This window comes from Gordonia phosphorivorans, assembly GCF_042432625.1.
Classification (GTDB): Bacteria; Actinomycetota; Actinomycetes; order Mycobacteriales; family Mycobacteriaceae; genus Gordonia; species Gordonia phosphorivorans.
Window position 1 is genome coordinate 265,410 of the sequence record NZ_JBHLWV010000016.1, and the last position, 24,084, is coordinate 289,493.

The window sequence follows — 24,084 nt, forward strand, 5'->3', positions numbered from 1 at the left end:
AGTGACCGAGGCTCCCGCCGTCGTCGACGCGCACATGCACCTGTGGGCGATCCCGACCAACCCCTGGTACGCCCACCTGCAGCCGTTCGCCGAGCAGGTCGGCGCACCCCACCTGTACGCCGACTTCACCTATCCCGACTATGCGGCGGCCGCGCAGGGCGTCCGGCCCGAGGCCCTGGTGCACGTGTCCGCCACCACCACCCCCGGCACCTTCCTCGAGGAGGCCCGCTGGATCGATGAGGTGGCCGATGCCGCCGGCCTGAATCTGGTCACGGTGGGCACCATCGATCCCGACAGCGACGCCGACCGGGTCGTCGCCGACCTCGAGCGGCAGGCCGCCAGCCCGCGCTTTCGCGGAATACGCGTCTTCCCGGCGCTCGACACCGCCCACCCGGCGGTGCCCGTCGTGCTGGACTGGCTGGCCGAACACGACCACGTCTTCGACCTGGTCTGCGATCCGTCGTCGGCCGCGGACTGGCTGGCGCTGCTGGCGCGCTACCCGGACCTGCGGGTGGCCGTGGAGCACACCGGCTCGCCGGACATGCTGTCGGCGGACGGTTTCGCCGCCTGGAGCGAGGCGCTGACCGCCCTGTCGCGGCGCCCCGGCTTGGCCTGCAAGCTCACCGGCCTGGGCATGCTGTCGGGTGCGCTCGACGCCGAGCGGCTGCGTCCCTGGATCGACCGCACCTTCGCGGTCATGGGCCCGGACCGCGTGCTGTTCGGATCCAACATGCCGATCGAATCGATGGCCGGCAGCTTCGCCGACTGGATCGAGATCACGCTGGCCGCTGCGGGCGGGCTCTCCGCCGCCGAGGCCGACCGATTCCTCGCGGGCAACGCCCGCGATCTGTACCGCATCGACGCCTGACGACACCCCCCGTCAAGGAGTTCGGGTCCGACGCCACCGGTGGCGTCGGACCCGAATGCATCTGGGCGAGGAGGACTCAGCCGAGCCGCTCGATGATCGTCACGTTCGCGGTGCCGCCGCCCTCGCACATGGTCTGCAGACCGTAGCGGCCGCCGGTGCGCTCGAGCTCGTTGAGCAGGGTGGCGAACAGCTTGGCGCCGGTGGCACCGAGCGGGTGACCGAGCGCGATGCCGCCGCCGTTCGGGTTGACCTTGGCCGGGTCGGCGCCGGTCTCCTTGAGCCAGGCCAGCACCACCGGGGCGAAGGCCTCGTTGATCTCGACCACGTCGATGTCGTCGATCGACATGCCGGTCTTGGCGAGGGCGTACTTGGTCGCCGGGATCGGCGCGGACAGCATCATCACCGGATCGTCGCCGCGGACGGTCATGTGGTGAATGCGGGCGCGCGGGGTCAGGCCGTAACGCTCCAGTGCCGCCTCGGACACCACGAGCGCGGCCGACGCGCCGTCGCTGATCTGCGAGGCCATCGCCGCGGTCAGATCCGAGCCCTCCATCAGCACGTCGAGGGTCGCCATCTTCTCCAGGCTCGATTCGCGCGGGCACTGGTCCACGGCGAACTCGCCGAAGGGCACGATCTCCCGCTCGAACCGGCCCGCGGCGATGGCGGCGCGCGCACGGTCGTGGCTCTGCAGCGCCCACTCCTCCATCTCCCGACGGGAGATGTCCCACTTCTTGGCCATCATGTCCGCGCCGACGAACTGGCTGATCTCGGCGTCGCCGAAGCGCTCGGTCCAGCCCTTCGACTCGGCGGTCGGGGTGGTGAACCCGAACTGCTGCCCGGCGATCATCGCCTGGCTGATCGGGATCGCGCTCATGTTCTGCACGCCACCGGCCAGGACCACGTCCTGGGTGCCGCTCATCACCGCTTGCGCCGCGAAGTGGATGGCCTGCTGGCTGGAACCGCACTGGCGGTCGACGGTGGTGCCGGGCACGCCGAGCGGCATGCCCGCGGCCAGCCACGCGGTCCGGGCGATGTTGCCGGCCTGCGGGCCGATGGTGTCGACGCAGCCGAAGACCACGTCGTCGACGACCTCGGGATCGATGCCGGTGCGCTCGACGATCGCCGAGATCACGTGCGCGCCCAGGTCGGCGGGGTGGACCTGGGACAGGCCGCCGCCGCGCTTGCCGACCGGAGTGCGGATCGCGTCGACGATGTACGCCTGGGGGCCGGCCGTGGTGGATTCAGACATCAGGAAAGCTCCTCTGTTGCAACAGGATTCGGTGACGGTCAGGCGCGCTGACTGGAGATGGAGACCACTTCGCCGGTCAGGTAGGTGGTGTAGTCGGAGGCCAGCATGGCGATCGTGGCGGCGATCTCCCAGACCTCGGCCGCACGGCCGTAGGCCTCGCGGGAGGCGAGCTCGTCGAGCAGTTCGTCGCTGGTGACCTTCGCCAGGAACGGGTGCCGCGCGATCGACGGCGAGACGGCGTTGATGCGCACGCCGTAGTCGGCGGCCTCCACCGCCGAGCAGCGGGTCAGCGCCATCACGCCGGCCTTGGCGGCCGCGTAATGCGCCTGGCCGCGCTGCGCGCGCCAGCCCAGCACCGAGGCGTTGTTGACGATGATGCCGCCGTGCGGTGCGGTCCGGAAGTAGCGCAGCGCCGCGCGCGTGGCCCGGAAGGTGCTGGTGAGCGTGATGTCCAGGACCCGATCCCACTGGTCGTCGGTCATGTCGGCCACCGGCGTCTCGCCGCCGAGGCCGGCGTTGTTCACCAGGACGTCGATGCGACCGAGCTGCACCGCCGCGGCCTCGATGAGGGCGTCGACCTGCTCGGTGCTGGAGACGTCGCAGACGAAGGTGCTCACGCGCTCGGCTCCGAACTCGTCGGCCAGCTTCTCCGCGGTCTCGGCGAGACGACGCTCGTGGAAGTCGGAGATCAGCACGTCGGCGCCTTCGAGCAGGAGTCGACGGGCCGTGGCGAAGCCGATCCCGGTGCCGGCCGCCGCCGTGACGACGGCCTTCTTGCCGGCCAGCAGGTTGTGGCCGCCGATCTCCTCGGGCGGGGTCGCCAACGGCGACACGGGACGATCGGAACTCATGGGCGTGCCTCTCGGGGAAGGCCGAGCACGCGCTCGGCGATGATGTTGCGCTGCACTTCGTTGGAGCCGCCGTAGATGGTGTCGGCGCGGGTGAACAGCAGGAGCCGTTGCCACTCGTCGAGCTCGACGTTCTCCGGGTCGTAGATGTCGTTGGCCCGGCCCTCGGACGTGTGATCCGGGCCGAGCAGGCCCGGTGCCCCGACCACATCGGTGGCGAGCTGACCGAGATCCCGATGCCAGTTGGCCCACAGCAGCTTGGCCACCGACGCCGCTCCGGCCTCGGACACGATGTCGCCCGCGAGGGTCCGCCGCGCGTTGGCCTCCATCACGATCAGGCCGATCCGCGCCCGCCGGAGGCGGCTGGCGATCTCCGGGTCGTCGATCGCACCGTTGGCTTTGGCGAGGTCGACGAGGTTCTCCAGTTCGCGGGCGAAGCCCACCTGCTGGCCGAGCGTGGAAACGCCGCGCTCGAACTGCAGCAGGCCCATCGCGACCTTCCAGCCGTCGCCGGGCGCACCGACGATCAGGTCGGCGTCGGCCACCGCGTCGTCGAAGAAGACCTCGTTGAACTCGCTGGTGCCGGTGATCTGCTGAATCGGCCGAATGGTCACGCCCGGCTGATCGAGCGGCACCAGCAGGAAGCTGAGGCCGTGGTGCCGGGTGGAGCCCTTCTCGGTGCGGGCGATCACGAACGCCCACTGCGACAGGTGCGCGAGCGAGGTCCAGATCTTCTGCCCGTTGATCACCCACCGGCCGTCGTCGAGGACCGCGGAGGTGGCCACCCCGGCCAGGTCGCTGCCGGCGCCGGGTTCGGAGTAGCCCTGCGCCCAGAGTTCGGTGACGTCGACGATGCCGGGCAGGAAACGCTTCTGCTGCTCCGGCGTGCCGTACTCGATGAGCGTCGGCCCGAGCAGTTCCTCACCGAGGTGATTCACCCGCGCCGGCGCGTTCGCCCGCGCATACTCCTGGTGGAAGATGATGCGCTGGGCGATGGTGGCACCGCGCCCGCCGTGTTCGACGGGCCAACCCAGGCAGGTCCAGCCCGCCGCGGCCAGATGGCGATCCCATTCCAGGCGCTCGGCGAAGAACTCGTGCTCACTGCCCGGACCGCCACGTCCACGCAGGCTCGCGAACTCGCCGGTCAGATTCTCTGCCAGCCAGTCGCGTACCGCCGCGGTGAACACGGCAGCGGCATCCGGGGTGTTCTGCGCCCATTTGCCGAGGTCGACACTGCGATCGGCGAGGTTGATCGACGAGCTCTGTGCGGTCATGTCGCTAGCTTAACCTACCAAGCATTTGCTAGGTTTTGCCTATGCTGCCGAGTCCGACGACCACGCCCGCCGCCCTTGCCCGTGCACGCACGCGGTGGCCGAACGCTCTCGCCGTCCGCGATCACCAGTGGAGCGAGCCGGTCGACCTGACCTGGACACAACTGGCCGACGAGGTCGCCGCCTTCGCCGGCGCCCTGGTCGATCTCGGCGTGGAGCCCGGCGATCGGGTGGCCGTCTGGGCACCCAACAGCCATCACTGGCCGGTCGCCGCCCTCGGCACGCACTACGCCGGCGCGGTCCTGGTTCCGCTGAACACGCGGTACACGGTGAGCGAGGCCCGCGACATCATCGATCGCTCCGGCGCGCTGGTGGTGGTGGCCGCCGATGAGTTCGCCGGCATCAACCGTCTCGCGGAGGTGCTCGACTCCCCGATCGCCGAGAACCGCACCGTCATCGGCATCCCGCTGGGCGGATCGACCCCCGACACCGGCTCGTCGAGCGAGCCTGCCCTGAACTGGCGGACCTTCCTCGACGGCGCCAGCGAGGCCGGGATCGCCGTCGCGCACCGACGCGCCGAGGCCGTCGCCCCCGACGACCTGAGCGACATCCTCTTCACCTCCGGCACCACCGGCGCACCCAAGGGAGTCCTGGCCGAGCACCGCCACACCGTCGCCGGCGCCCACGGCTGGGGCGCCAACGGCCGCCTGGCTCCGGGCGACCGCTACCTGATGGCCAATCCCTTCTTCCACACCTTCGGCTACAAGGCCGGGATCCTGCCCAGTCTGCTGTTCGGCGCCACCATGCTGCCATTGGCGGTCTACTCGCCGGCCGAGGCGATGCGCCTGGTCGACGCCGAGAAGATCACGGTGTTCCCCGGCGCCCCCACCATCTTCCAGACGATCCTCGACGACCCGGAGCGCCACCGGTACGACCTGTCCAGCCTGCGCCTGGTGGTCACCGGCGCGACCATCGTTCCGGTGGTGCTCATCGAGCGCCTGCAGTCCGAACTCGGCATCGACATCGTGATCACCGCCTACGGCCAGACCGAGACCAGCGGTTTCATCACCACCTGCCGCCCCGACGACGATGCGCTGACCGTCGCGAACACCTGCGGTCGGGCCTACGAGGGCATGGAGATCCGGCTGGCCGAGACCGGCGAGGTCCTGGCCCGCGGCGACATGGTGATGCGCGGCTACCTGGACGACCCGGAGGCCACCGCCGAAGCCATCGGCCCCGACGGCTGGCTGCACACCGGTGACATCGGCGAACTGGACGAGCGCGGCAACCTCAAGATCACCGACCGCCTCAAGGACATGTACATCTGCGGCGGCTTCAACGTCTACCCCGCCGAGGTCGAGCAGGTGCTGGTGCGCGTGCCCGGCGTCACCGAGGCCGCCGTGGTCGGCGTCGACGATCCGCGCCTGGGCGAGGTGGGCAAGGCCTACCTGACCCGGCGCGCCGATGCCGTCGTGACCGACGCCGAGGTGCTCGCCTACGCCAGGGAGCACCTGGCCAACTTCAAGGTGCCGCGGTCGATTGAGTTCGTCGACGCGTTCCCCCGTAACGCCTCCGGGAAGATCCTCAAGCGCGAACTGCACTGATCCCCCGACGGGTCAGCGGGTCAGGTTGAGCCCCTCGCCCAGGAAGAGCGCACCGAACACCAACAGCACCACCAGCGTGATCGCGGTCATGTGCGCGTCGATCCACGCGCGGGCCTCGCGTAGCGAGCCCTCCACGCGCGCGCCACCGATCAGCACCAGGCCCAACGGCACCAGCACCCCCAGGGTCGCCAGCGCCGTGAAGACCGCCGCCATCGCCAGACCCGCTTCGGTCGACATGTCCACCGCGCCGAGCGTGGTGCCGGCACTGATAGCGAGCGGAATGTTCTTCAGAATCACCACCCCTTCGGCCACGCCGACCCCGAGAGCGGCCCACACGCCCATCCCGTCGAGCCGGTCCATGAGCCCGGGCTTGTGCTCGTCGAGGGCGTCCGCCGCCCGGTCACCCCGGTCACGGTCGGGACGCTTGATCCACGCGAGGGCGGCGAGAGCGAAGAACAGGACTCCGAAAGCGAGATGGAGCACGTCGAGGCCGTCGGCCGTGCCGGTCGGGTCCTCCTCGTCGGCGACATCGGTGACGACCATCGAGATCGCGGTCACCGCGAAGATCGGCAGGAACCAACCCGCCGCGAACAGTGCGGTCTTGACCCGCCCCCGTGGCGCGGGAAGAAAGACCAAGGCGGTCGTGATGGCCACCGGACTCAGCGCCAGCCCCATCGCCATGGGGAGCGTGTCGCCCAACCCTGCCCACATCGCAACCTCCGATTCCGCTCCCGCGAGATGCGAGACACCGGAAGTCGATCACTCCCGGCGACATAATCGTGCAATTGCAACATAACCGGTGGCTGCCCGGATTCCAGGGGTGCCGTTAGGATCGCGCAAGGAGCACCATGCCGACCGGAGGAGACCCATGCAGACCCCGCCCGACCCCTCGGACACCGACCCGGGTCTTGCACTGGTCGATCTACTTCGGCGGGCCGGGGCACTGGACGACGGCGCGCCCACCCGCCATGTCGTCACCCACGGCGCGGTGATCGTCCTCAACGGCGATCGGGCCTGGAAGATGAAGCGCCCGGTCGCCTATCGCTACCTCGACTTCTCCGGCGTCGACGACCGGCGCCACGCCCTCACCGAGGAGTACCGGCTCAACCTGCGGACCGCGCCGCAGCTGTACCGGGGCGTCCACACCATCACCGCCACCGCGTCGGGGGTCGAACTCGACGGTCCCGGACGGCCGGTGGACTACGTTCTGGAGATGGCCCGGTTCCCCGACGACGCCCTGTGCGCGAAGTACGCCGATGAGGACCGGCTCGACGACCGGCTCCTCGCCGCCCTCGCCGACCAGTTGGTCCGCATGCACCACGTCGCCGAGGTCTGCGACGACCCGGCCGGCGCCGCCCGCCTGGACGAGGTGGTGGTGGGCAATCTCGGCAGCATGTCCCGGTTCCCGCAGATCCTGCCGCCCGAGCGCGCAGCGGCGCTCACCGAGGACCAGCGCGCGTTGATCGCCCGGCACGGCGACCTCCTCGACGCTCGCGCCTGGGCGGGCCGCGTCCGCCGCGGCCACGGCGATCTGCATCTGGCCAACATCGTGGTCCTCGACGAGGTCCCGGTGCCGTTCGACTGCTTGGAGTTCGACCCGGAGCTGGCCACCACCGACGTGCTGTACGACCTGGCCTTCGTGCTGATGGACCTGTGGCAGCGCGGCCGTCGACACGAAGCCAACGTCGTGGCCAACGCCTACTTCGATGCCTCACCGGACGACGAGGACGGCTACCGGCTGCTTCCGCTGCTGCTGAGCGTGCGCGCCACCGTGCGAGCTCACGTCAGCGCGGCCGGCGGGGCGATCGACGCAGCCCGGAACCACCTGGATCTGGCCTGCGCACTGCTGGAACCGGAGTCGCCGGTCGCCGTCGCGATCGGCGGGGCGTCGGGCACCGGGAAGTCCACCGTGGCCCGCTCGGTGGCCCACCGGCTGGGCGCGGCTCCCGGGGCACGCATCCTCCGCTCGGATGTGCTGCGCAAGCGGCTGGCCGGGGTCCCGACCCTGGAGCGGCTGCCGGCGTCAGGCTACACCCCGGAGGCGTCCGCCCGCGTGTACGCCGAGATCGAGCGTCTGGCCGCCGCGAACCTCGCGGCAGGGGTGAGCGTGATCGGCGACGCCGTGTTCGGCCGGGCCGCCGAACGCGAGCGCTTCGCCGCGCTAGCGGCGACCGGGAACGCCGCGTTCACCGGCGTCTGGCTGGAGCTGAGCGAGCAGCGTCGGATCGCCCGGATCACCGCGCGCGGCCCGGATGCCTCCGACGCCGACGCCGACGTGGCCCGCGCGCAGACCACGGCGCTGGACGCTCCCGCCCCCTCCTGGCACCGCGTCGACGCGGACGCCGACGCCGTCACCGCCGTCACCGCGCTGCTCTGACCCCCGGCCGTTCGACTGACCGACGCGAACGCGACCGGGCAGAGGGCGCGGGGGCTAGTCGGCGCGGGGCTTGACCAGCGGGAAGAGCACGGTTTCGCGGATACCGAGGCCGGTGAGGGCCATCAGGAGGCGGTCGATGCCCATGCCGGTGCCGGTGGTCGGCGGCATGGCGTACTCCATCGCGGTGAGGAACTCTTCGTCCAGGACCATCGCCTCGTCGTCGCCGGCCGCGGCCAGTCGGGCCTGATCCACGAAGCGCTCGCGCTGGATCACCGGGTCGACCAGCTCGGAGTAGCCGGTGGCCAGCTCGAAGCCGCGGACGTACAGGTCCCACTTCTCCACCACGCCGGGCACGCTGCGATGCGCGCGCACCAGCGGCGAGGTCTCCACCGGGAAGTCGCGCACGAAGACCGGCTGGTCGAGCTTCGACCCGACCAGGTGCTCCCAGAGTTCCTCGACGAGCTTGCCGTGGCCGTATCCCTTGTCCTTGGGGACGTCCAGGCCCACCTCGTCGGCGATGGCCAGCAGCTCCTCCACGCTGGTCTGCGCCGGAACGATCTCACGCCCCAGCGCCTCCGACAGCGAGGGGTACATCTCGACGCTGAGCCACTCGCCGGACAGGTCGTAGGTGCTGCCGTCGGGCATGGTGGGGGTGAGCGTGCCGACCGCGCCCAGGGCGACGGTCTGGATGAGCTCGCGCATCATGGTCGCCGAGTCGTTGTAGTCGCCGTAGGCCTGGTAGGTCTCCATCATCGCGAACTCCGGCGAATGCGTGGAGTCCGCGCCCTCGTTGCGGAAGTTGCGGTTCACCTCGAAGACCTTGTCGATGCCGCCGACTACGCAGCGCTTGAGGAACAGCTCCGGCGCGATGCGCAGATACAGGTCCAGATCGAAGGCGTTGGAGTGGGTGACGAAGGGACGGGCCGCGGCGCCGCCGTGCAGCGTCTGCAGCATCGGGGTCTCCACTTCCAGGAACCCGTGGTCGGTCATGTACTTGCGCAGCTCGGACATCACCGCCACCCGCAGGCGTGCCATCTCGCGGGCCTCCGGGCGCACGATCAGGTCCACGTACCGCTGACGAACGCGGGATTCCTCGTTCATCTCCTTGTGCGCCACCGGCAGCGGGCGCAGCGCCTTGGAGGCCATCTCCCAGTGGTCGGCCATCACCGACAGTTCGCCGGTCCGCGAGCTGATCATCTCGCCGCGCACGAAGACGATGTCGCCGAGGTCCACGTCGGACTTCCACCGGGCCAACGATTCCTCGCCGACGCCGTTGAAGCTGATCATCGCCTGCAGCTTGGTGCCGTCGCCCTCCTGCAGGGTGGCGAAGCAGAGCTTGCCCTTGTTCCGCAGGAAGATCACGCGACCGGCCACTCCCACCTGGACCCCGGTCTCGGTGCCGGCCTCCAACTCGCCGTACTGCGCGCGCAGTTCGGCCAGCGTATGGGTGCGGGCGACGCCCACCGGGTACGCCTCGAACCCCTCGGCGATCATGCGCTCGCGCTTCTCGCGCCGAATGCGCAGCTGCTCGGGAGTCTGATCGTCGGTCTGGGTCGGATCGTCGGTCTGGGGCGCCTGGTCACTCACGAGATATCAGGGTAGGCCCGGCGCTGGTACGCCGCCAATTCACCGTCCGCGGCGCCCGGTGCGGTCAGGAGAAGAACTGGTGGGCGTCGGAGGTGTCGGCCAGCCCCAGCCCGGCCGCCCGCAGCCCGCGGTACCCGCCGAGCAGGAAGCGCGCCTTGCCGACGCCGCGCGCCTGCAGGTGCCAGGCCAGCCACTCCGCGTCGTGGCCGTCGTCGGTGACCAGCAGCCAGCTCGCCTCGAACGACGCCGTCCGCAGCGCACCGGGCGCATTCGGGGTCAACGCCTCCAGCGCCTCCTCGAGGCTCAGGGCGAGCGCACCGATGAGGGCGCCGTGGACGCGACGGGCGGCCTCGTCGCGCAGATCGACGACGACGGCCCCGGCCGCCAGCGCGGTCCGATAGTGCGCGGTCGGCACCGACAGCGGCGCGGGTGCGGTGGAACGGGGAACGACGGTGGTGACGGGTGCATCGAGGGTGAGCATCAGAAGAAGTCCTGGGAGTGATCGAGCGAGTGAGAGGGACGAAAGACGGCCCGGCCGCAGACGCGGACCCGTGGCCACATGCGCTTCAGCGCTGACAACACTCCGGACAACTCATCATCACGACGACGATGTTGCCACAGCGCCGTCGCGGACAGAAGGTTTGCCGCACGCCGAATTTAATTCCGCTGGGCGTCGCCACGCGTTAGGGTGACCGTCATGTCAGATTCACCGGATTGTGGCCCCCGCGCACACGCTGGCCCCTCGCGCCGCACGTTCCTCGCCGCGGGTGCGGCCGCGGCCGGCGCGGTCGCCGTTTCCGGCGGCGGTGCCGGGCTGGTCCGGGCCGAGCCGAGCGCGCTGCAGAGCGCGAACCCGGCCGGCACCACGCTCGACCGGGTCGCGGTGCCCGGCACCACGCGCAAGGGCGGCTACCGCAAACTGACCGAGGGCGCCGGCTGGCCCCTGTACGTCCGGCAGGAGCTGGCGCGCGCGGGCGCTTCCCGGGAGAGCACGCGCACCGCGCTGGCCTCATTCGTGCAGCTCACCGACATCCACATCACCGACGTGCAGAGCCCCGCGCGCTTCGAGTACGTCCACCCCGTCCAGGGTCCGGCCTATCGGCCGCAGGAGGCACTGGGCACGCAGGGCGCCGTCGCCCTGATCAAGCGGATCAATCAGGTCGCCGCCGGACCGTTCACCGGTCGCGCCTTCGACTGCGTGGTGAGCACCGGCGACAACACCGACAATCACGAGCTCATCGAGCTCACGTGGTTCCAGAAGCTGCTGTCCGGCGGTTCGATCACCCCGAACACCGGGGCCAAGGATCGTTTCGAGGGCGTGCAGGCCCTCGGTTCGGACCTGTACTGGCGGCCGGAGCTGGCCTCGCGCGACATCTACAAGGACCGCGGCTTCGTGCAGATCCCCGGGTATCTGCGCGCCGCGATGCGCACCCACCACAGCCCCGGCCTCAACGCCCCCTGGTACGCGGTCTTCGGCAACCACGACGACCAGTTCCTCGGCACCGTGCCCAACGGGATCCTGGACTGGATGTACCTGTCGTCGGTCAAGTTCGATCTGCCCGGCACCGACCCCGCCGTGTCCGAGATCGCCGGCGCGATGTCCTCGAATCCGGCGGCACTGGCGCCGCTGCTGTCGCAGCTGCGCGTGACCGGGCCCGCGTTCGACGTGACCCCGGATGCGCGTCGTCGTCCGTTCAGTCCGCAGGAGTTCGTGCGCAGCCACTTCAATCCGGCCGTCAAGGGCGCCGGACCGATCGGCCACGGCTTCCGCGACCCGGACGGCCCCACCTGGTACACCTTCCAGATCGCGCCGGGCGTCCGCGGTATCGCGATGAACACCTGCAACAGCCTCGGCATATCCGACGGCTCGATGGGTGAGAAGCAGGTGCGCTGGATCGAGCGCAAGCTGCGGGAGTTCCGCGACGAGCTGGTGCTGGTCTTCAGCCACCACACGTCGACCACGATGACCGCGCAGCTGCCCAATCCGGAGACGCCGGGCGAGAAGCAGTACCTGGGCCCGGACCTGGTCGCCGTCCTCAAGCAGCACAAGAACCTGATCGCCTGGGTCAACGGCCACACGCACAAGAACGAGATGATCGCCCACCGCGGGGCCACGGCCAAGCATCACTTCTGGGAGATCAACACCGCCAGCCACATCGACTTCCCGCAGTTGGCGCGGATCATCGAGGTCGCCGACAACGGCGACGGCACGCTGAGCATCTTCACGCCGCTGCTGGAGGCCGACAGCCCGTACACCGCCGACGAGGACGACCTGACGCAGGTCGGCCTGGCCAGCCTGTACCGCGAACTGTCGTACAACGACCTGCACTACGACGCGGACCTGATCGGCAAGGCCGCCGACCGCAACTGCGAACTGCTGTTGACGCACCCGCTTCGCTGAGGCCGTTGAATAGCCGTGGGCCGGGCGCGCATGCGTCCGCGCCCGGCCGACGGTCAGGCGTGGACGACCACCTCGGTGACCGCCCGCAGCATCACCCGATCGCCTTCGAGTAGTTCGCTGACGGAGGTGACGTCGGCGCGGCCGCGCTCGTCGTCGACCTCCACCGCGTCCAGTCGTACCCGCACGTGCAGCCGGGCGCCAGGACGGACCGGTCGCAGGAACTCCACCTCGCGCAGCGCCCGTCCGGCGATGACCTTCCAGGCGCCGTAGATCTCCTGCACCGTCAGGCGCTGCATCACCGCCATGGTCTGAATGCCGCTGGCGATGAGACCGCCGTACGGGCTCGCCGTCGCCGCCTGGGCGTCGAGATGGAAGTACTGCGGGTCCCACTGCTGCGCGAACTCGACGATCGCGTCCTCGGTCAGCTCGTACTCCGGCGACCGATACGTCGTTCCCACCGCCAGATCGCGGCCGCCGAGCAGCGGCGCGCCGGTCACAGCGACCGCCCGATGAGTTCCTTCATGATCTCGCTGGTGCCGCCGTAGATGGTCTGCACCCGCGTGGCCGCGTACATCTGCGCGATGGGGTACTCCATCATGTAGCCGTAGCCGCCGAAGACCTGCAGGCAGCGGTCCACCACTTCCTTCTGCTTCTCGGTGCCCCACAGCTTGGCGATCGACGCCGTCGCCGGATCCAGCCGGCCGGCGATCTGCTCGGCGATGCAGTGATCGATCAGGGTCTTGCCGGCGAGCACCTCCGCCTTGCACTCGGCCAGCACGAACTTGGTGTTCTGGAAGCTCAGGATCGGCTTGCCGAACGCCGTCCGCTCCTTGGCGTAGGCGATCGCCTCGGCCACCGCGGTCTCGGCGACGGCCACCGCGCCGACGCCGATGATCAGCCGTTCCCGCTGCAGCTGGCTCATCAACTGGACGAAGCCCTGGCCCTCGACGCCGCCGAGGAGGTTGGCCGCGGGGATCCTCATGTCGGTGAACGACAGTTCCCGGGTGTCCTGACCGTGCTGGCCGATCTTCTCCAGCACCCGGCCCCGTTCGAAGCCCGCCAGATCCTTGGTCTCGGCCACCAGCAGCGAGATGCCCTTGCCGCCCAGGCTCGGATCGGTCTTGGCCACGATCACCAGCAGATCGCACTGGCTGCCGTTGGAGATGAACGTCTTGGAGCCGTTGACCACGTAGTGATCGCCCTCGCGGATCGCGGTGGTCCGCACGGCCTGCAGATCCGAACCGGTGCCCGGCTCGGTCATCGCGATGGCCAGCACGCTCTCCCCGCTCGCGCACAGCGGCAGCCACCGCTTGCGCTGCTCGTCGGTGGCGTAGGCGTTGATGTAGTGAGCGACGATCGTCGAGTGCACGGCGAAACCCAGCGCGGTGTCCAGGCCGTAGGCCAGCTCCTGCTGCACGACGGCCTCGTGCCCGAAGTCGCCGCCGGAGCCGCCGAAGGCCGTCGGCACGTCCAGCAGCAGCAGACCAGCGTCCCCGGCCTTGGTCCACACGTCTCGATCCACCTCGTGCTGGCGGGCGAAACGGTCCTGGTGCGGGGTCAGCTCCTTGGCGATGAAGGCCGCGGCGTGCTTGCGCAGGTCGCCGTGCTCTTCGCTCTCCCACGGGGCCTTGTACTCGGGAAACAGTCTGGACATGGTGAGGCACCTCTGTGATCGGGATCGGTCCGATGGTCGCGGCCGTGCGGACTCACCCGCGCCGCGCACCATACGCACGTATAGTAAACCATCTGGACGTAGAGTGTGCGTCGAATGCCGTGCACCACCCCGGGAGGACACCGATGACCGGCTCGCCGATCGACGACAAGGACCTGACCGCCAAGGCGCGGATCCGCAACATCGCCCTGGCCCGGTACGCACAGCACGGTGAGGACCGCGTCTCCATGCGGGCGATCGCGGCCGAGGCCGGGGTCACCGTGGGCCTGGTCCAGCACCATTTCGGCAACAAGGAGGGCCTGCGCGAGGCCGTCGAACAGCACATCGTCGACTATCACGTGCGCGCGCTGGCCACGGTGCCGACCGACGGCGACCCGGGCGAGGTGGCTCGGCGTCGCGATCAGGCGGTGCACCGGATGCTCGACACCCACCCGGCGGTGGTCGACTATCTGCGGCGCGTCCTCCTCGACCCGTCCGAGGGACGCGGTCGGCTGCTGGCCCGACTCACCGAACTCTCGCGCAGCGAGGTGGCCAAACTGCGGGCGGCCGGGGTGGCCTCACCCGACCGCGCCGAAGCCGAACAGACCGTGAGCCTGATGGTGCAGCAGTTGGGCCGCCTGTTTCTGCAGCCGATGGTCGACGCGATGTGGGATCAGTTGGCGACCGACGACGACAGCGGCCCACCGCCGCGCAAGCCGCGCCTGCGGGTCCGCGCCGAGACCGACTGAGCGCCGAGCGCTCAGGAACGACGGATGCGGCTGCGTTCGTACACCCGACGCAGGCCGTCGAGTGCCAGCGCCGGAGCATGATCGGTGAGACTGCGGCATTCGTCCTTCATCAGCGGCGCGAGGAAACCCGTCGCGACCACCGCGACGTCCGGACGGTCGAAGCCGGGGATCTCGTCGCGGATCCGCGCCACCAGGCCGTCGACCTGGCCGGCGAACCCGAACAGGATGCCCGACTGCAGTGCCTCGACGGTGTTCTTGCCGATCACGCTGCGCGGCGGCATCAGTTCCACCTTGCGCACCGTGACGGTGTGCTCGCTGAGCGCCTCCACCCCCAGGTTCACCCCGGGTGCGATCGCCCCGCCGAGGAACTCGCCCTTGGCCGAGACCGCGTCGATCACCGTCGCGGTCCCGAAGGCCACGACCACCACCGGTCGATCCGGGAACATCGCGTGGGCGGCCAGCGCATTGGCCACCCGGTCGGTGCCGACCTCCTTCGGGTTGTCCACCAGCAGCGGGATGCCGGTGCGCACGCCCGGCTCCAGCAGCACATGGGGACCGGGACCGAAGTAGCGGGTCACCATCAAGCGCATCTCCCGCAGCAGCGACGGCACCGTCGACAGCGCGGCCACCCCGGTGACCCGCTCGATGTCGTCGCCGAGCAGCCCGCGCAGGGTCAGCGCCAACTCGTCGGCGGTCAGGTGCGGTCGCGTGTGCACCCGCCAATCGCGCACCAGCGCGGCGTGGTCACCGGAACCCGCGAACACCCCGAGGTGGATGTTGGTGTTCCCGACGTCGACCGTGAGCAGCATCAGGCGAGCGCGTCGACCAACCGACGCGGATCCTTCAGGCCCGAACCCACCGGCACATCGGCCGGGTCGTCGGTCAGAGTGACGGGACGGTTCTGCTCGTCGACGAAGACCACCTTCGGTGCGTACTCGGCGACTTCCTGCTCGTTGAGCATCCCGTAGGCGATGATGATCACCAGGTCGCCCGGATGCACCAGGTGCGCCGCGGCGCCGTTGATGCCGATCACGCCGCTGCCGCGCTCACCGGCGATCGCGTAGGTCTCCAGCCGGTTCCCGTTGTTGATGTCGACGATCGCGACCTGCTCACCCTCGAGCAGCCCCGCCGCGTCGAGGAGGTCGGCGTCGATGGTCACCGAGCCGACGTAGTGCAGGTCCGCCTGCGTCACCGTGGCGCGGTGGATCTTGGACGTCATCATGGTGCGGAACATGGATTAACCCTCATTTCCCCGGGCGCGGGCGCCCGCTGCATTGTCCTGGGCGTGCGCGCCCGCTGCGAAAAACTCTTCCTGCGCCTGGTCGTCGTAGGCTCGGCGCACCCCGCCGATGTCGACGCCGACGTTGTCGATCAGCCTCGTCTCGCCCAGCCGCGCGGCGATCAGCAGGCGTCCGTCGCCGGTGTCCGGCGCGGGCCCGAGGGACCGGTCGCGCAGTTCCAGGTAGTCGACGTCTATCTCCGGTGCCGTCTCGAGCACGGCGCGCGCCGCGGCCAGGACCGCGGGACCGCCCGCCTCGGCGGCATGGGTGCCGGCCAGCAGCGCCGCCGACAGCGTGGTGGCCAGTTCGCGCTGCTCCGGTGAGAGATAGCGGTTGCGCGAGCTCATCGCCAGACCGTCGGCCTCGCGGACCGTCGGCACCCCGTGGATCTCGACGTCCATGTTGAAGTCGGCCACCATCTGGTTCACCAGCACCAACTGCTGGTAGTCCTTCTCGCCGAAGTAGGCCGCGTGCGGGGCGGCGATGTTCAGCAGCTTGTTGACCACCGTCAACATGCCGGAGAAGTGGGTCGGCCGCTGCGCCGCCTCCAGCGTCCGGCCGACCTCGCCCGGCTGCACGGTGGTGCGCGGCCCGTTCGGGTACATGCCCGCGACGGTCGGCGCGAAGACCAGCGCGACACCCTCCGCGGCCAGCTTGGCGCAGTCCTGGTCGAAGGTGCGCGGATAGGCGTCGAGGTCCTCGCCCGCGCCGAACTGCAGCGGGTTGACGAAGATGGACGCGATCACCACGGTGTTTCCGCGACTGCGAGCCGCGCGCACCAGTTGCAGGTGACCGTCGTGCAGGGCCCCCATGGTGGGCACCAGCGCCACCCGCTTGCCGGTGGCCCGCAGCGCCTTGCTGACCCGATGAAGTGCGTCGGGATCACGGTGCACGGTCAGCGCACCGGGCGTGTACGGGGCCTGCGAGGCCTCAAGAATCGTCGTCACTCACTTCACCTCAATCGAGTCGAGCACATCCGCGGGAGCTCCCGCTTGCCGCGCCGCGCGGGCGGACAGCACCCGATAGCCGAGGGCCACACCGGGATCGGTCAGCCCCTCCAACGCATCGCGATGACGCTGCACGATGGCGCGATCACCGCGAGCCACCGGACCGGTCAACGCCGACGGCCCCATCGCGAGCACATTCTCCAGGGAGGCGCGGACCAGCGGCCCCAGGATCTGTTCGGGCAGGCCCACCGCGCCGCCGTCCACCGTCGCATGATCGGCCAGGTGATGCGGGCCGTCGATCGCGGCCTGCAGCGCCGTCACCGCGTCGGTGATCAGGGCGATCAGGTTGTTGGCGCCGTGCGCCAGGGCCGCGTGGTACAGGGTGCGCTGGGCCTCGTCGATCCGCACCGGAGTGCCGCCGATCTCGAGCACCAGGGCGGCGGCCACCGCGTCGCCGAACGGATCGGCGGTGGTGATCCCGAAGCACGACGACGACAACCGCTCGGTGTCCTCGGTGCCGCCCACGAAGGTCATCGCCGGATGGATCGCCAGCACCATGCCGCCGCGCTGGACGATCGGTTCGAGGATCGCCACGCCGTGCGCTCCGGCGGTGTGGGCGACGAGCTGGCCTGGTCGCAGCACGGCCGCGACCTGGTCGATCACGGTGGGAAGTTCGGTGTCCGGGACGGCCAGCAGCACCAGTTCGGCGGCGGCGACGACGTCTTCGAGCGAGCCCAAGCGGGCGGTGGGCAGACGGCGCTCGGCGCGCTCGCGGGAAGCAGGCGAGGGCGCGTGCGCGGCGACCACCCGATGACCGGCCGCGGCGAGAGCCTCGCCGAGCGCGGTGCCCACGCGGCCGGTCGAGCAGATGCCGACGGTCAAACGCGGGGCGGGGTGTGGTGTGGTCACCGTTGTCCTCCAGAGCAGTTCCAGTCCCACCAACGTGGGTACCGGACGTACATCGCCACGATAGGCCCGTCACCGGTACGACGCCAGGTCAGTGTGACCGGCTTCACCGGATCCCGAAGCGATCCTTCTCCTGCTCGGTCAGCGGCGGCGACGCCTCGTCGATACGGGTGTCGGCGTAGGACGGATCCAGCACGACCACCGAGAGCTCTCCGCGATCGCCGCCCACCGCGACCGCGTCCCCGGCCGCGAACACGCGGGCGTACCAGCGACCGGCGCCCGCCGCGCCGAGCGGTTCGCCCCACTGTCGCGGGTCGGCCGGGTCGACGGTGTCCCACACCACCAGCGTCTGGCCGTCGCCCGCGGTGACCAGCCGCTGTCCACCGTCGGCGAAGTCCACGGTGCGAATGGTGCCGCCCCGCGCCTGATGGCGGCTGGCCAGCAACGACAGGCCGTCTGCCCCAACCCGCCAGAGTCGCAGCATGCCTGCCCCGCCGCCGGAGGCGACGGTGTCGCCCGACCAGGCGAGCGCGTTGATGCCGCCCGCCGGCTCGGCGTGGCTCTCCCCCAGTTTGCGGGGATGATCCGGATCGGCCACGTCCCACAAGTTGAGGTCCCCGTCGACCCCGGCGGTGACCAGGCGCCGACCGTCCGGGCTCCACGCCGCCGCGGTGGCCCAGGTGCCGGCCGACCCGTGCACGAGCCGGCCACCGGCCCGCGTCGCGGACCCGTCCGGCGCCACCCGCCACAGGGCGAACGAGTCGTCGCGGTCACCGGTCAGCAGCAACCGCTCGCCGTCGGCGCCCACCGTGACCGGCGCGAAGGACACCCGCTGCTGGTCAAGGGTGTCGACGGTCAGAGTCGTGGGCGCACCGAAGCGTCCCTCCGGGTTCACCGGCCAGATCTGCACGGCGCGCGCCTGGGTGGCGGCGGCGGCCAGCCGACTGTCCGGCGCCAGCGCCACCTGATCGATCTTGGCCCGCCCGGTGGCGGTGGTGGCCGACAGCAGGGCGGGGGCGGCCGGGTCCCGCACCGACCACAGCAGCAGTGCCCCGTCGGATCCTCCGGTCAGCATGCGGTCACCGGCGATCGCCGGGGCGATCACCCGGCCGACGTGCCCGGCCAGGACGGTGGTCGGCAGCGTCCAGATCCGGATCGTCCCGTCGGCGCCGGAGGTCACCACGCGCCGACCGTCGGCGGTGAAGGTGGCCGAGTACACCGAGTTGCCCGCACCGTCGAGGGTGGGCCCCAGCTGCACCGGCACCTCCGGCTGCGCCACGCTCCACAGCCGCGCCGAGCCGTCCACCGAGGCCGACACCAGCCGCCGACCGTCCGGGCTGAACCGGACCGACCACACCGGCCCAGTGTGCGCGGTGACGGGACTGCCCAGCGCCACCGGCGCGGCCGCGTCGGTGACGCGCCAGAGCCGGACCGTGGAATCGTCCGAGCCCGTCGCGAGCATCGAGGAGTCGCCGGCGAAGTCCAGCGCGTGGACGGTGTCCCGATGGCCCGCCATCGTTCCGCGCGGCGCATAGGTGGCGCCGTCCCACAGGCGGGCGGTGCGATCGGCGCCGCCGGAGGCGATCAGGGCCCCGTTCGGGCTCCACGCGACGGTGCGCACGTCCCCGGTGTGGCCCGCCAGGTCGGCGAGCTGCGCGCCGGTCACGGTGTCCCACACCCGCACCGAGCCGTCCATGCCCGCGGTCACCAGACGCCGACCGTCCGGCGCCCACGCCGCGTAGACCACACGGCCCTCGTGCCCGCGCAGCACCGTCGGCGCGTCGGTGCCCCGGGCGCCCTCCGCGCCGGCGGTCCAGATCCGGACCGTGCTGTCGTCGGAGGTGGTGGCCAGGGCCGAGCCGTCCGGCGCCCACGCGACCGAGGTGACGAAACCGTCGTGCCCGGCGAGCACCACCGGGTCGGCGGCGGGGTCGTCGATCCGCCAGATCCGCGCGGCGCCGTCGGAGCCGGTGCCCGCCACCCACCGCCCGTCCGGGCTGACGTCCACGGTGTAGACGGCGCCGCCGCCGGTGTGGATGGGCATGGCCAGCGGCAGGTTGCCGGTCGCCACCAGCCGGGAGTCGCTGGTGGCCGACGGCGCCTGGTCGCGGGCCAGTTGCGTCAGGCGCGCCGACATCGTCGGATCCGAGTCGCGCAGCCGATCGGCTTCCGCGTTGAGCCTGCCGAGCTCGGCGGTGGTGCGCTGCGCGACGGCCTCGCTGCGCGCCCGGTAGGCCACGACGCTCAGCGTCAACCCGAGCACCGTCGCCACGACGAGGGCGAGGACCGCCGACCGGCGCAGGCGCAGATGTCGTTGTTCGGTGTGCGCCGCGGCGGCGACGAAGGCGTCGGCGGCCGCGGACACCTCGCCGGTGGCGGCCGCCTGGCGCGCGCGGTCCAAGGCCGCGCCGCGCAGCAGCAGGCTGCGGTCGCGCCCGGAGTCGGTCCACGCGTCGGCCGCGGCCTCCAGTTGCTGCCGGGCCAGCAGGTCGCCCCGGTTCTCGTCGATCCAGGTGCGCAGCCGCGGCCAGGACCGCATCACGATCTCGTGCGTGAAGCTCACCCGGTCGTCGCCGTCGACGACGATCAACCGCGCCGACAGCAGTTCCTCCAGCGCCGCCTCTCGCGCCGGCCGCGCGTCGTCGCCGGTGAGCAGATCGTCCCGGGCACGGATGCGGCGCGTGTTACGGCCGGTCTCGTCCAGGTGGACCAACCGCAGCAGCAACTGCTTGGCCGCGGCCTGCACGTCGGGGGCGAGCCCGGACCACATCTGTTCGGCGGTGTCGCCGAGCGCTCCGAAGACCCCACCCGACTGCTCGTACGCCCGAATGGTCAACCGATTGCCGGTGCGATGACCCCACAGGGTCGCCAGCGCGTGATTGAGTAGCGGAAGCCCGCCCGCGTCGTAGTCCTCCAGGTTCGGACCGCAGAACTCCACCAGGATCCGCTCGGCCAGGCCCGGGTCGAGCTTCACGCCGACGGTCGCCGACGGGCGGGTGATGACCTCGGTCAGTTGGTCGCGCCCCATCGGGCCGAGCAGGTAGGTGCGCTTGTTCATCGCGGCCAGCAGCCGCGGGTACTGCACCCATTCGGCGACGAAGTCCGCGCGCATTCCCACCACCACGACCACGGGCCGGTCCGGGTCGCCGCCGGCCGCGTCGGTGAGCCGGTCCAGGACATCGCCGCGCTGCTTCTCCTCGGCCAGGGTGAAGAGTTCTTCGGCCTGATCGACGAGCACCACCAGCGGCCCCGCCTCGGCGTCGGCCGCCGAGGCCAACGCGGTCTCCAGCGCGGCCTCCGGCTGCGGTCCCGGGGTCATCGCGACCACGTTCAGGCCGCGCGCGGTCAGCGCCGGGCGCACCCCCGCGGCCAGCAGCGAGGACTTGCCGGAGCCGGACACCCCGACCAGGGCGACCAGACCGCCCTCGATCAGGGCGTCGTCGATCAGGCCGAGGATGGCCGCGATCTCCGCGTCGCGCCCGAAGAAGCGATCGGCCGCATCGGGCCCGTACGAGGCCAGCCCCGGATACGGGCTTCGTCCCGGATCGGTCACGGCGAGGCGTTCCCGGCGCCAGAGTTCCTTCCACTGGGCCATCCGTACGGTGACCCCGTCGAGCCCGTCGCGCTCCTGGGCGCGGGTGAGCAGTTCGGCGATCGTCAGCAGCAGAACGCCTTCGAATTCGCGCGGCAGGTGGCGACCGGCACGCCAGTCACTCAGGCGTGCGACGAGACTGCGGCTGACGGGGACACCGGTCGAGCGGCCCCGGACCGAGACGGCCTCGGCGACGTTCTTGAGGGTGGGGTCCCCCGCGGCCGTCCACAGCCTCCGCAGCTCCGCGGAAAACGTCATCGCTCATTCCTGCCGCACCCAGAGCTCGACCCCCGACAGGTCCGCTCGCCTAACCTCAGACTAGTGGGCGCGTGTGTCAGCTATGCAGGCGGCGGCGCAGACAGTCAAGCACCTTGACCGCCGCCGGACGCAGCGTTAGCAGCGCGGAAAGAGTGACGAGCAGGATCAGCACGATATTGCCCGCCGAGATGAACAGGTTCACGATTCTCCTCGGGGCCGAAAGATCCCCGGTGGGTGCCCCGCCCCGACCGCGGGGCACCCACCGGGGAATTTCCCGGTTCACTCGCCTCGCGGCGAGCGGACTCAGATCCGGGTGGTCTTGCCGTAGGCGTAGTACACATACACGCCCGTCTCCGAGGTGACCGAGATCTTGGCGAACGGACGCACCGAGATCGGCCCCAGCGCATTGGTCACGTTCAGGTTCACGCCCGACAGCACGATGTCGGCGACCGGCTTGGTCATGGCGATCTCGGCCAGCGTGACGGTGGTGATCTTTCCGGCGCCCACCTCGAATTCCAGGTCGGCCGACGGAATCACGGTCGCCTCGGCACCCAGCTCGGCGCCGATGTCGCCCAGCGCAGCACCACCGCCGCTGCCGCTGATCGACACGTCCGGCGCCACCTTCGCGTTGAGCCCGCCCGAAAGCTTCAGCTCCGGGGTGTGCGCGGTGACCTTCACGCCGTTCGGCGCCACCTGTACTGGGTACCCCACCTGATAACCCAGCTCCAGGGTGGCCTTGACCTTCTTGTCACCGATGCCCTCGATCCCCGCACGCACGGCGGAGCTCAGCAACGCCTCGCCGGACGTGAGCGAGGAGTCCAGCGGCGCGATCTTGCGGACCGATTGCTGCGCGGCACTCAACTCGATCACCAAGCCCTCGCGAGTCTGATGGGTGGCCGCGGCCGCCGGCCCGGCCGTCAGGCCGGCCAGCGAGAGGACGCCGATGATGGCGGCCAGAACGGTGAGACGGTGCTTCACTGTGTGCTCCTCGATAAGGCATTTCCGTGCGTTCGACACCTGCTGGTGCCACGGGAAGCACGCTAGGGAACCACCCGCCGCATCCGCACCTCCGACTTCACTGTCACTGCAGGTCACGGCCGGTTAATTCGATTCCGGTCCGGAAAACGAAACGAGCGCCACCTGGGAAAACAGGTGACGCTCGTCGGCGTGGATTCGCGGTGTGGACTGCTCAGCGTCGGCGTCGGCCGCCGCCGGAACCGCTGCTGCCCTGCCGGAGCCGATCGAGAAGCTCGGAGGCGGGCTGACCCGACGAATGCGCACCGTCGTCGTCGCTGCCGCGGCGACTCCGCGCCGGCATCGGGGGCACCTCGGGCACGGGCGGGACCGGCGACACCGGCGGCTCGTAGCTGGCCGCGTCGTACGCCTCGGCGTACTGGCGACCGGTCTGCGGCGCCTGCGGGTAGGCCTCGCCGTAGCCGGGCTCGGCGTAACCCTGGCCCCCGTAACCCGACTGCTCGTAGCCCTGCTGCTCATAACCGGGCTGCTCGGCGTAACCCTGCGGCTCGGCGTAACCGGAGTCGGCGTAGCCGGGCTGTGCATAGCCCTGCTCGGCGTAACCCTGCTCGGGGTAACCCGTCTCGGTGTATTCCAGGGCGGTGTACTCGGAGGACGTGTACTCGAACTCCGACGCCGTGTAATCGGCGGCCGGGGCCTCATCGGTCACCACCGGAATGATCTCGGTCATCTCCACCGCCGAGGGCGCTTCGTCACGGTATTCGACCGGCGCGGGGGCGTGCCGTCCCGGCTCGGCCGGGGGCGCCGTCGACTCGAAGTCGAGGTTCGCCGCCACCCGGTCGTCGGTCAGATCGCCCAGGTCGGCGTAATCGGCGCCGACCAGTCCCGCGCCCAGTTCCCGACGACGTTCCGGGCGCAGCGCCAGGGGCACCTCCGGCAGCGGATTGCCCAGCAGCTTCTCCAGGCTGGCACGCAACGCCAGGACCTGGGTCTTGAGGGCCTCGAACTCCTCGTTCGTTTCCTCGGCCACTTCCTGACGGACCGCGGTCTCCACCTCGGCCTCGTACTGGCGGCGGGCCGCGATCTCGCGCTCCAGCTGCAGTTCGTACACCAGCCGCAGATCCCGATTGCGGGCCTCGGCCACATCGGCCTGCCTGCGGTACTTGGTCACCAGCACCGCGCCGATCACGGCGGCCCACAGCGCCGCGATCACGGCCAGCGAACCGGCCACCGAGATGTCCTTGCCGAGCACCATCAGCAGGCTCGACACGAGCGCCAGGACGATGAACAATCCGATCAGCCACTGTGCGGGCGAGATCGTCGACTTCGCCGCCGCGTCGGTGCCCGGCGTGCGGGCGCCACCTCCCGATCCGGCGTCCGACGGCGAAGCTCCCCGCCGCGGCGAACGACGGGTAGCCCGATCTGCGCTGTCTGTGCTGGCCATGCTGGCCAACTTACCTGGCCGTCGTGCTGACGCCGGGCAGCGGCCTGCGGAGAGTCGCGGCCGACCACGCTCGACCC

General features: G+C 70.6%; 21 protein-coding genes. 5 read left to right on the forward strand and 16 right to left on the reverse strand.

Translation table 11 applies throughout. The features are described from left to right. Position 1 precedes the first annotated feature (1 nt). On the forward strand, positions 2 to 868 hold the full coding sequence (locus tag ACFFJD_RS07360; RefSeq protein WP_382362642.1) for an amidohydrolase family protein: 867 nt from the start codon (positions 2 to 4) through the stop codon (positions 866 to 868). 76 nt (positions 869 to 944) lie between these two features. Here ACFFJD_RS07360 and ACFFJD_RS07365 read toward each other — a convergent pair whose 3' ends face one another. The 3 genes from ACFFJD_RS07365 to ACFFJD_RS07375 are packed head-to-tail and all read right to left on the reverse strand — an operon-like array spanning position 945 to position 4,239. Beyond that, positions 945 to 2,117 (reverse strand): acetyl-CoA C-acetyltransferase, encoded by a 1,173-nt coding sequence (locus tag ACFFJD_RS07365; protein ID WP_382362644.1) that lies wholly within the window; start codon positions 2,115 to 2,117, stop codon positions 945 to 947. Between the two features lie 38 nt (positions 2,118 to 2,155). Next, positions 2,156 to 2,968: an SDR family oxidoreductase gene (locus ACFFJD_RS07370; protein ID WP_382362646.1), complete on the reverse strand. Its 813-nt coding sequence runs from the start codon at positions 2,966 to 2,968 to the stop codon at positions 2,156 to 2,158. Then, a complete protein-coding gene (locus ACFFJD_RS07375; RefSeq protein WP_382362648.1) occupies positions 2,965 to 4,239 on the reverse strand; it encodes an acyl-CoA dehydrogenase family protein in 1,275 nt (424 codons plus the stop codon). Before ACFFJD_RS07375 ends, ACFFJD_RS07370 begins: the two co-directional genes overlap by 4 nt. Positions 4,240 to 4,280: 41 nt before the next feature. On the opposite strand from ACFFJD_RS07375, the gene ACFFJD_RS07380 reads away from it, so the two are divergent. Continuing rightward, a complete protein-coding gene (locus tag ACFFJD_RS07380; RefSeq protein WP_382362650.1) occupies positions 4,281 to 5,840 on the forward strand; it encodes a FadD3 family acyl-CoA ligase in 1,560 nt (519 codons plus the stop codon). A gap of 12 nt (positions 5,841 to 5,852) precedes the next feature. On the opposite strand, the gene ACFFJD_RS07385 is transcribed toward ACFFJD_RS07380, so the two are convergent. Then, positions 5,853 to 6,551, reverse strand: coding sequence for a GAP family protein (locus ACFFJD_RS07385; RefSeq protein ID WP_382362652.1), 699 nt, complete (start codon positions 6,549 to 6,551; stop codon positions 5,853 to 5,855). 157 nt (positions 6,552 to 6,708) lie between these two features. Here ACFFJD_RS07385 and ACFFJD_RS07390 point away from each other — a divergent pair, with 157 nt between their 5' ends. After that, the gene (locus ACFFJD_RS07390; protein ID WP_382362654.1) at positions 6,709 to 8,217 is read left to right on the forward strand and encodes a bifunctional aminoglycoside phosphotransferase/ATP-binding protein; all 1,509 of its coding nucleotides are present in this window, start codon (positions 6,709 to 6,711) and stop codon (positions 8,215 to 8,217) included. A 54-nt stretch (positions 8,218 to 8,271) separates the two neighbouring features. On the opposite strand, the gene lysS is transcribed toward ACFFJD_RS07390, so the two are convergent. Both lysS and ACFFJD_RS07400 read right to left on the reverse strand, forming a co-directional pair. Next, on the reverse strand, positions 8,272 to 9,804 hold the full coding sequence (gene lysS / locus ACFFJD_RS07395) for a lysine--tRNA ligase (protein WP_382362656.1): 1,533 nt from the start codon (positions 9,802 to 9,804) through the stop codon (positions 8,272 to 8,274). Between the two features lie 64 nt (positions 9,805 to 9,868). Further along, entirely contained in the window at positions 9,869 to 10,285 is a 417-nt protein-coding gene (locus ACFFJD_RS07400; RefSeq protein ID WP_382362658.1) for a rhodanese-like domain-containing protein, read from the reverse strand. A gap of 216 nt (positions 10,286 to 10,501) precedes the next feature. On the opposite strand from ACFFJD_RS07400, the gene ACFFJD_RS07405 reads away from it, so the two are divergent. After that, positions 10,502 to 12,205, forward strand: coding sequence for a TIGR03767 family metallophosphoesterase (locus ACFFJD_RS07405; protein WP_382362660.1), 1,704 nt, complete (start codon positions 10,502 to 10,504; stop codon positions 12,203 to 12,205). Between the two features lie 53 nt (positions 12,206 to 12,258). Here the strand turns inward: ACFFJD_RS07405 and ACFFJD_RS07410 are convergent, their stop codons facing one another. After that, positions 12,259 to 12,702 carry a MaoC/PaaZ C-terminal domain-containing protein gene (locus ACFFJD_RS07410; RefSeq protein ID WP_382362662.1) on the reverse strand — a complete coding sequence of 148 codons (444 nt, stop codon included), beginning with the start codon at positions 12,700 to 12,702 and terminating at the stop codon, positions 12,259 to 12,261. After that, on the reverse strand, positions 12,699 to 13,859 hold the full coding sequence (locus ACFFJD_RS07415) for an acyl-CoA dehydrogenase family protein (protein ID WP_382362664.1): 1,161 nt from the start codon (positions 13,857 to 13,859) through the stop codon (positions 12,699 to 12,701). Before ACFFJD_RS07415 ends, ACFFJD_RS07410 begins: the two co-directional genes overlap by 4 nt. A gap of 143 nt (positions 13,860 to 14,002) precedes the next feature. On the opposite strand from ACFFJD_RS07415, the gene ACFFJD_RS07420 reads away from it, so the two are divergent. Beyond that, positions 14,003 to 14,605 carry a TetR/AcrR family transcriptional regulator gene (locus tag ACFFJD_RS07420; RefSeq protein ID WP_382362666.1) on the forward strand — a complete coding sequence of 201 codons (603 nt, stop codon included), beginning with the start codon at positions 14,003 to 14,005 and terminating at the stop codon, positions 14,603 to 14,605. Positions 14,606 to 14,616: 11 nt separating this feature from the next. On the opposite strand, the gene ACFFJD_RS07425 is transcribed toward ACFFJD_RS07420, so the two are convergent. The 8 genes from ACFFJD_RS07425 to ACFFJD_RS07460 all read right to left on the reverse strand — a co-directional run bounded on the left by ACFFJD_RS07425 (position 14,617) and on the right by ACFFJD_RS07460 (position 24,007). Then, positions 14,617 to 15,414: a type III pantothenate kinase gene (locus ACFFJD_RS07425; protein ID WP_382362668.1), complete on the reverse strand. Its 798-nt coding sequence runs from the start codon at positions 15,412 to 15,414 to the stop codon at positions 14,617 to 14,619. Then, a complete protein-coding gene (gene panD, locus ACFFJD_RS07430) occupies positions 15,414 to 15,839 on the reverse strand; it encodes an aspartate 1-decarboxylase (RefSeq protein ID WP_382362670.1) in 426 nt (141 codons plus the stop codon). The genes ACFFJD_RS07425 and panD overlap by 1 nt, the downstream gene beginning before the upstream one ends. Positions 15,840 to 15,842: 3 nt before the next feature. Next, on the reverse strand, positions 15,843 to 16,832 hold the full coding sequence (gene panC, locus ACFFJD_RS07435; protein WP_382362672.1) for a pantoate--beta-alanine ligase: 990 nt from the start codon (positions 16,830 to 16,832) through the stop codon (positions 15,843 to 15,845). Then, positions 16,833 to 17,741 carry a Rossmann-like and DUF2520 domain-containing protein gene (locus ACFFJD_RS07440; protein WP_382362674.1) on the reverse strand — a complete coding sequence of 303 codons (909 nt, stop codon included), beginning with the start codon at positions 17,739 to 17,741 and terminating at the stop codon, positions 16,833 to 16,835. A 103-nt stretch (positions 17,742 to 17,844) separates the two neighbouring features. Next, positions 17,845 to 21,588: an nSTAND1 domain-containing NTPase gene (locus ACFFJD_RS07445; RefSeq protein ID WP_382362676.1), complete on the reverse strand. Its 3,744-nt coding sequence runs from the start codon at positions 21,586 to 21,588 to the stop codon at positions 17,845 to 17,847. Positions 21,589 to 21,664: 76 nt separating this feature from the next. Next, a complete protein-coding gene (locus ACFFJD_RS07450; protein ID WP_382362678.1) occupies positions 21,665 to 21,790 on the reverse strand; it encodes a hypothetical protein in 126 nt (41 codons plus the stop codon). A 101-nt stretch (positions 21,791 to 21,891) separates the two neighbouring features. Next, positions 21,892 to 22,566, reverse strand: a complete 675-nt coding sequence (locus tag ACFFJD_RS07455; protein WP_382362680.1) for an MspA family porin — start codon at positions 22,564 to 22,566, stop codon at positions 21,892 to 21,894. A 211-nt stretch (positions 22,567 to 22,777) separates the two neighbouring features. Continuing rightward, on the reverse strand, positions 22,778 to 24,007 hold the full coding sequence (locus ACFFJD_RS07460) for a DUF6779 domain-containing protein (RefSeq protein ID WP_382362682.1): 1,230 nt from the start codon (positions 24,005 to 24,007) through the stop codon (positions 22,778 to 22,780). Positions 24,008 to 24,084 lie beyond the last annotated feature (77 nt).

Coding starts and splice junctions, on each gene's coding strand:
- ACFFJD_RS07420 (WP_382362666.1), top strand. CDS start 14,003: ATGACCGGCTCGCCGATCGACGACAAGGACCTGACCGCCAAGGCGCGG.
- ACFFJD_RS07400 (WP_382362658.1), bottom strand. CDS start 10,285: ATGCTCACCCTCGATGCACCCGTCACCACCGTCGTTCCCCGTTCCACC.
- ACFFJD_RS07365 (WP_382362644.1), bottom strand. CDS start 2,117: ATGTCTGAATCCACCACGGCCGGCCCCCAGGCGTACATCGTCGACGCG.
- ACFFJD_RS07415 (WP_382362664.1), bottom strand. CDS start 13,859: ATGTCCAGACTGTTTCCCGAGTACAAGGCCCCGTGGGAGAGCGAAGAG.
- ACFFJD_RS07380 (WP_382362650.1), top strand. CDS start 4,281: ATGCTGCCGAGTCCGACGACCACGCCCGCCGCCCTTGCCCGTGCACGC.
- ACFFJD_RS07425 (WP_382362668.1), bottom strand. CDS start 15,414: ATGCTGCTCACGGTCGACGTCGGGAACACCAACATCCACCTCGGGGTG.
- ACFFJD_RS07375 (WP_382362648.1), bottom strand. CDS start 4,239: ATGACCGCACAGAGCTCGTCGATCAACCTCGCCGATCGCAGTGTCGAC.
- ACFFJD_RS07405 (WP_382362660.1), top strand. CDS start 10,502: ATGTCAGATTCACCGGATTGTGGCCCCCGCGCACACGCTGGCCCCTCG.
- ACFFJD_RS07385 (WP_382362652.1), bottom strand. CDS start 6,551: ATGTGGGCAGGGTTGGGCGACACGCTCCCCATGGCGATGGGGCTGGCG.
- ACFFJD_RS07460 (WP_382362682.1), bottom strand. CDS start 24,007: ATGGCCAGCACAGACAGCGCAGATCGGGCTACCCGTCGTTCGCCGCGG.
- ACFFJD_RS07390 (WP_382362654.1), top strand. CDS start 6,709: ATGCAGACCCCGCCCGACCCCTCGGACACCGACCCGGGTCTTGCACTG.
- ACFFJD_RS07370 (WP_382362646.1), bottom strand. CDS start 2,968: ATGAGTTCCGATCGTCCCGTGTCGCCGTTGGCGACCCCGCCCGAGGAG.
- ACFFJD_RS07445 (WP_382362676.1), bottom strand. CDS start 21,588: ATGACGTTTTCCGCGGAGCTGCGGAGGCTGTGGACGGCCGCGGGGGAC.
- panD (WP_382362670.1), bottom strand. CDS start 15,839: ATGTTCCGCACCATGATGACGTCCAAGATCCACCGCGCCACGGTGACG.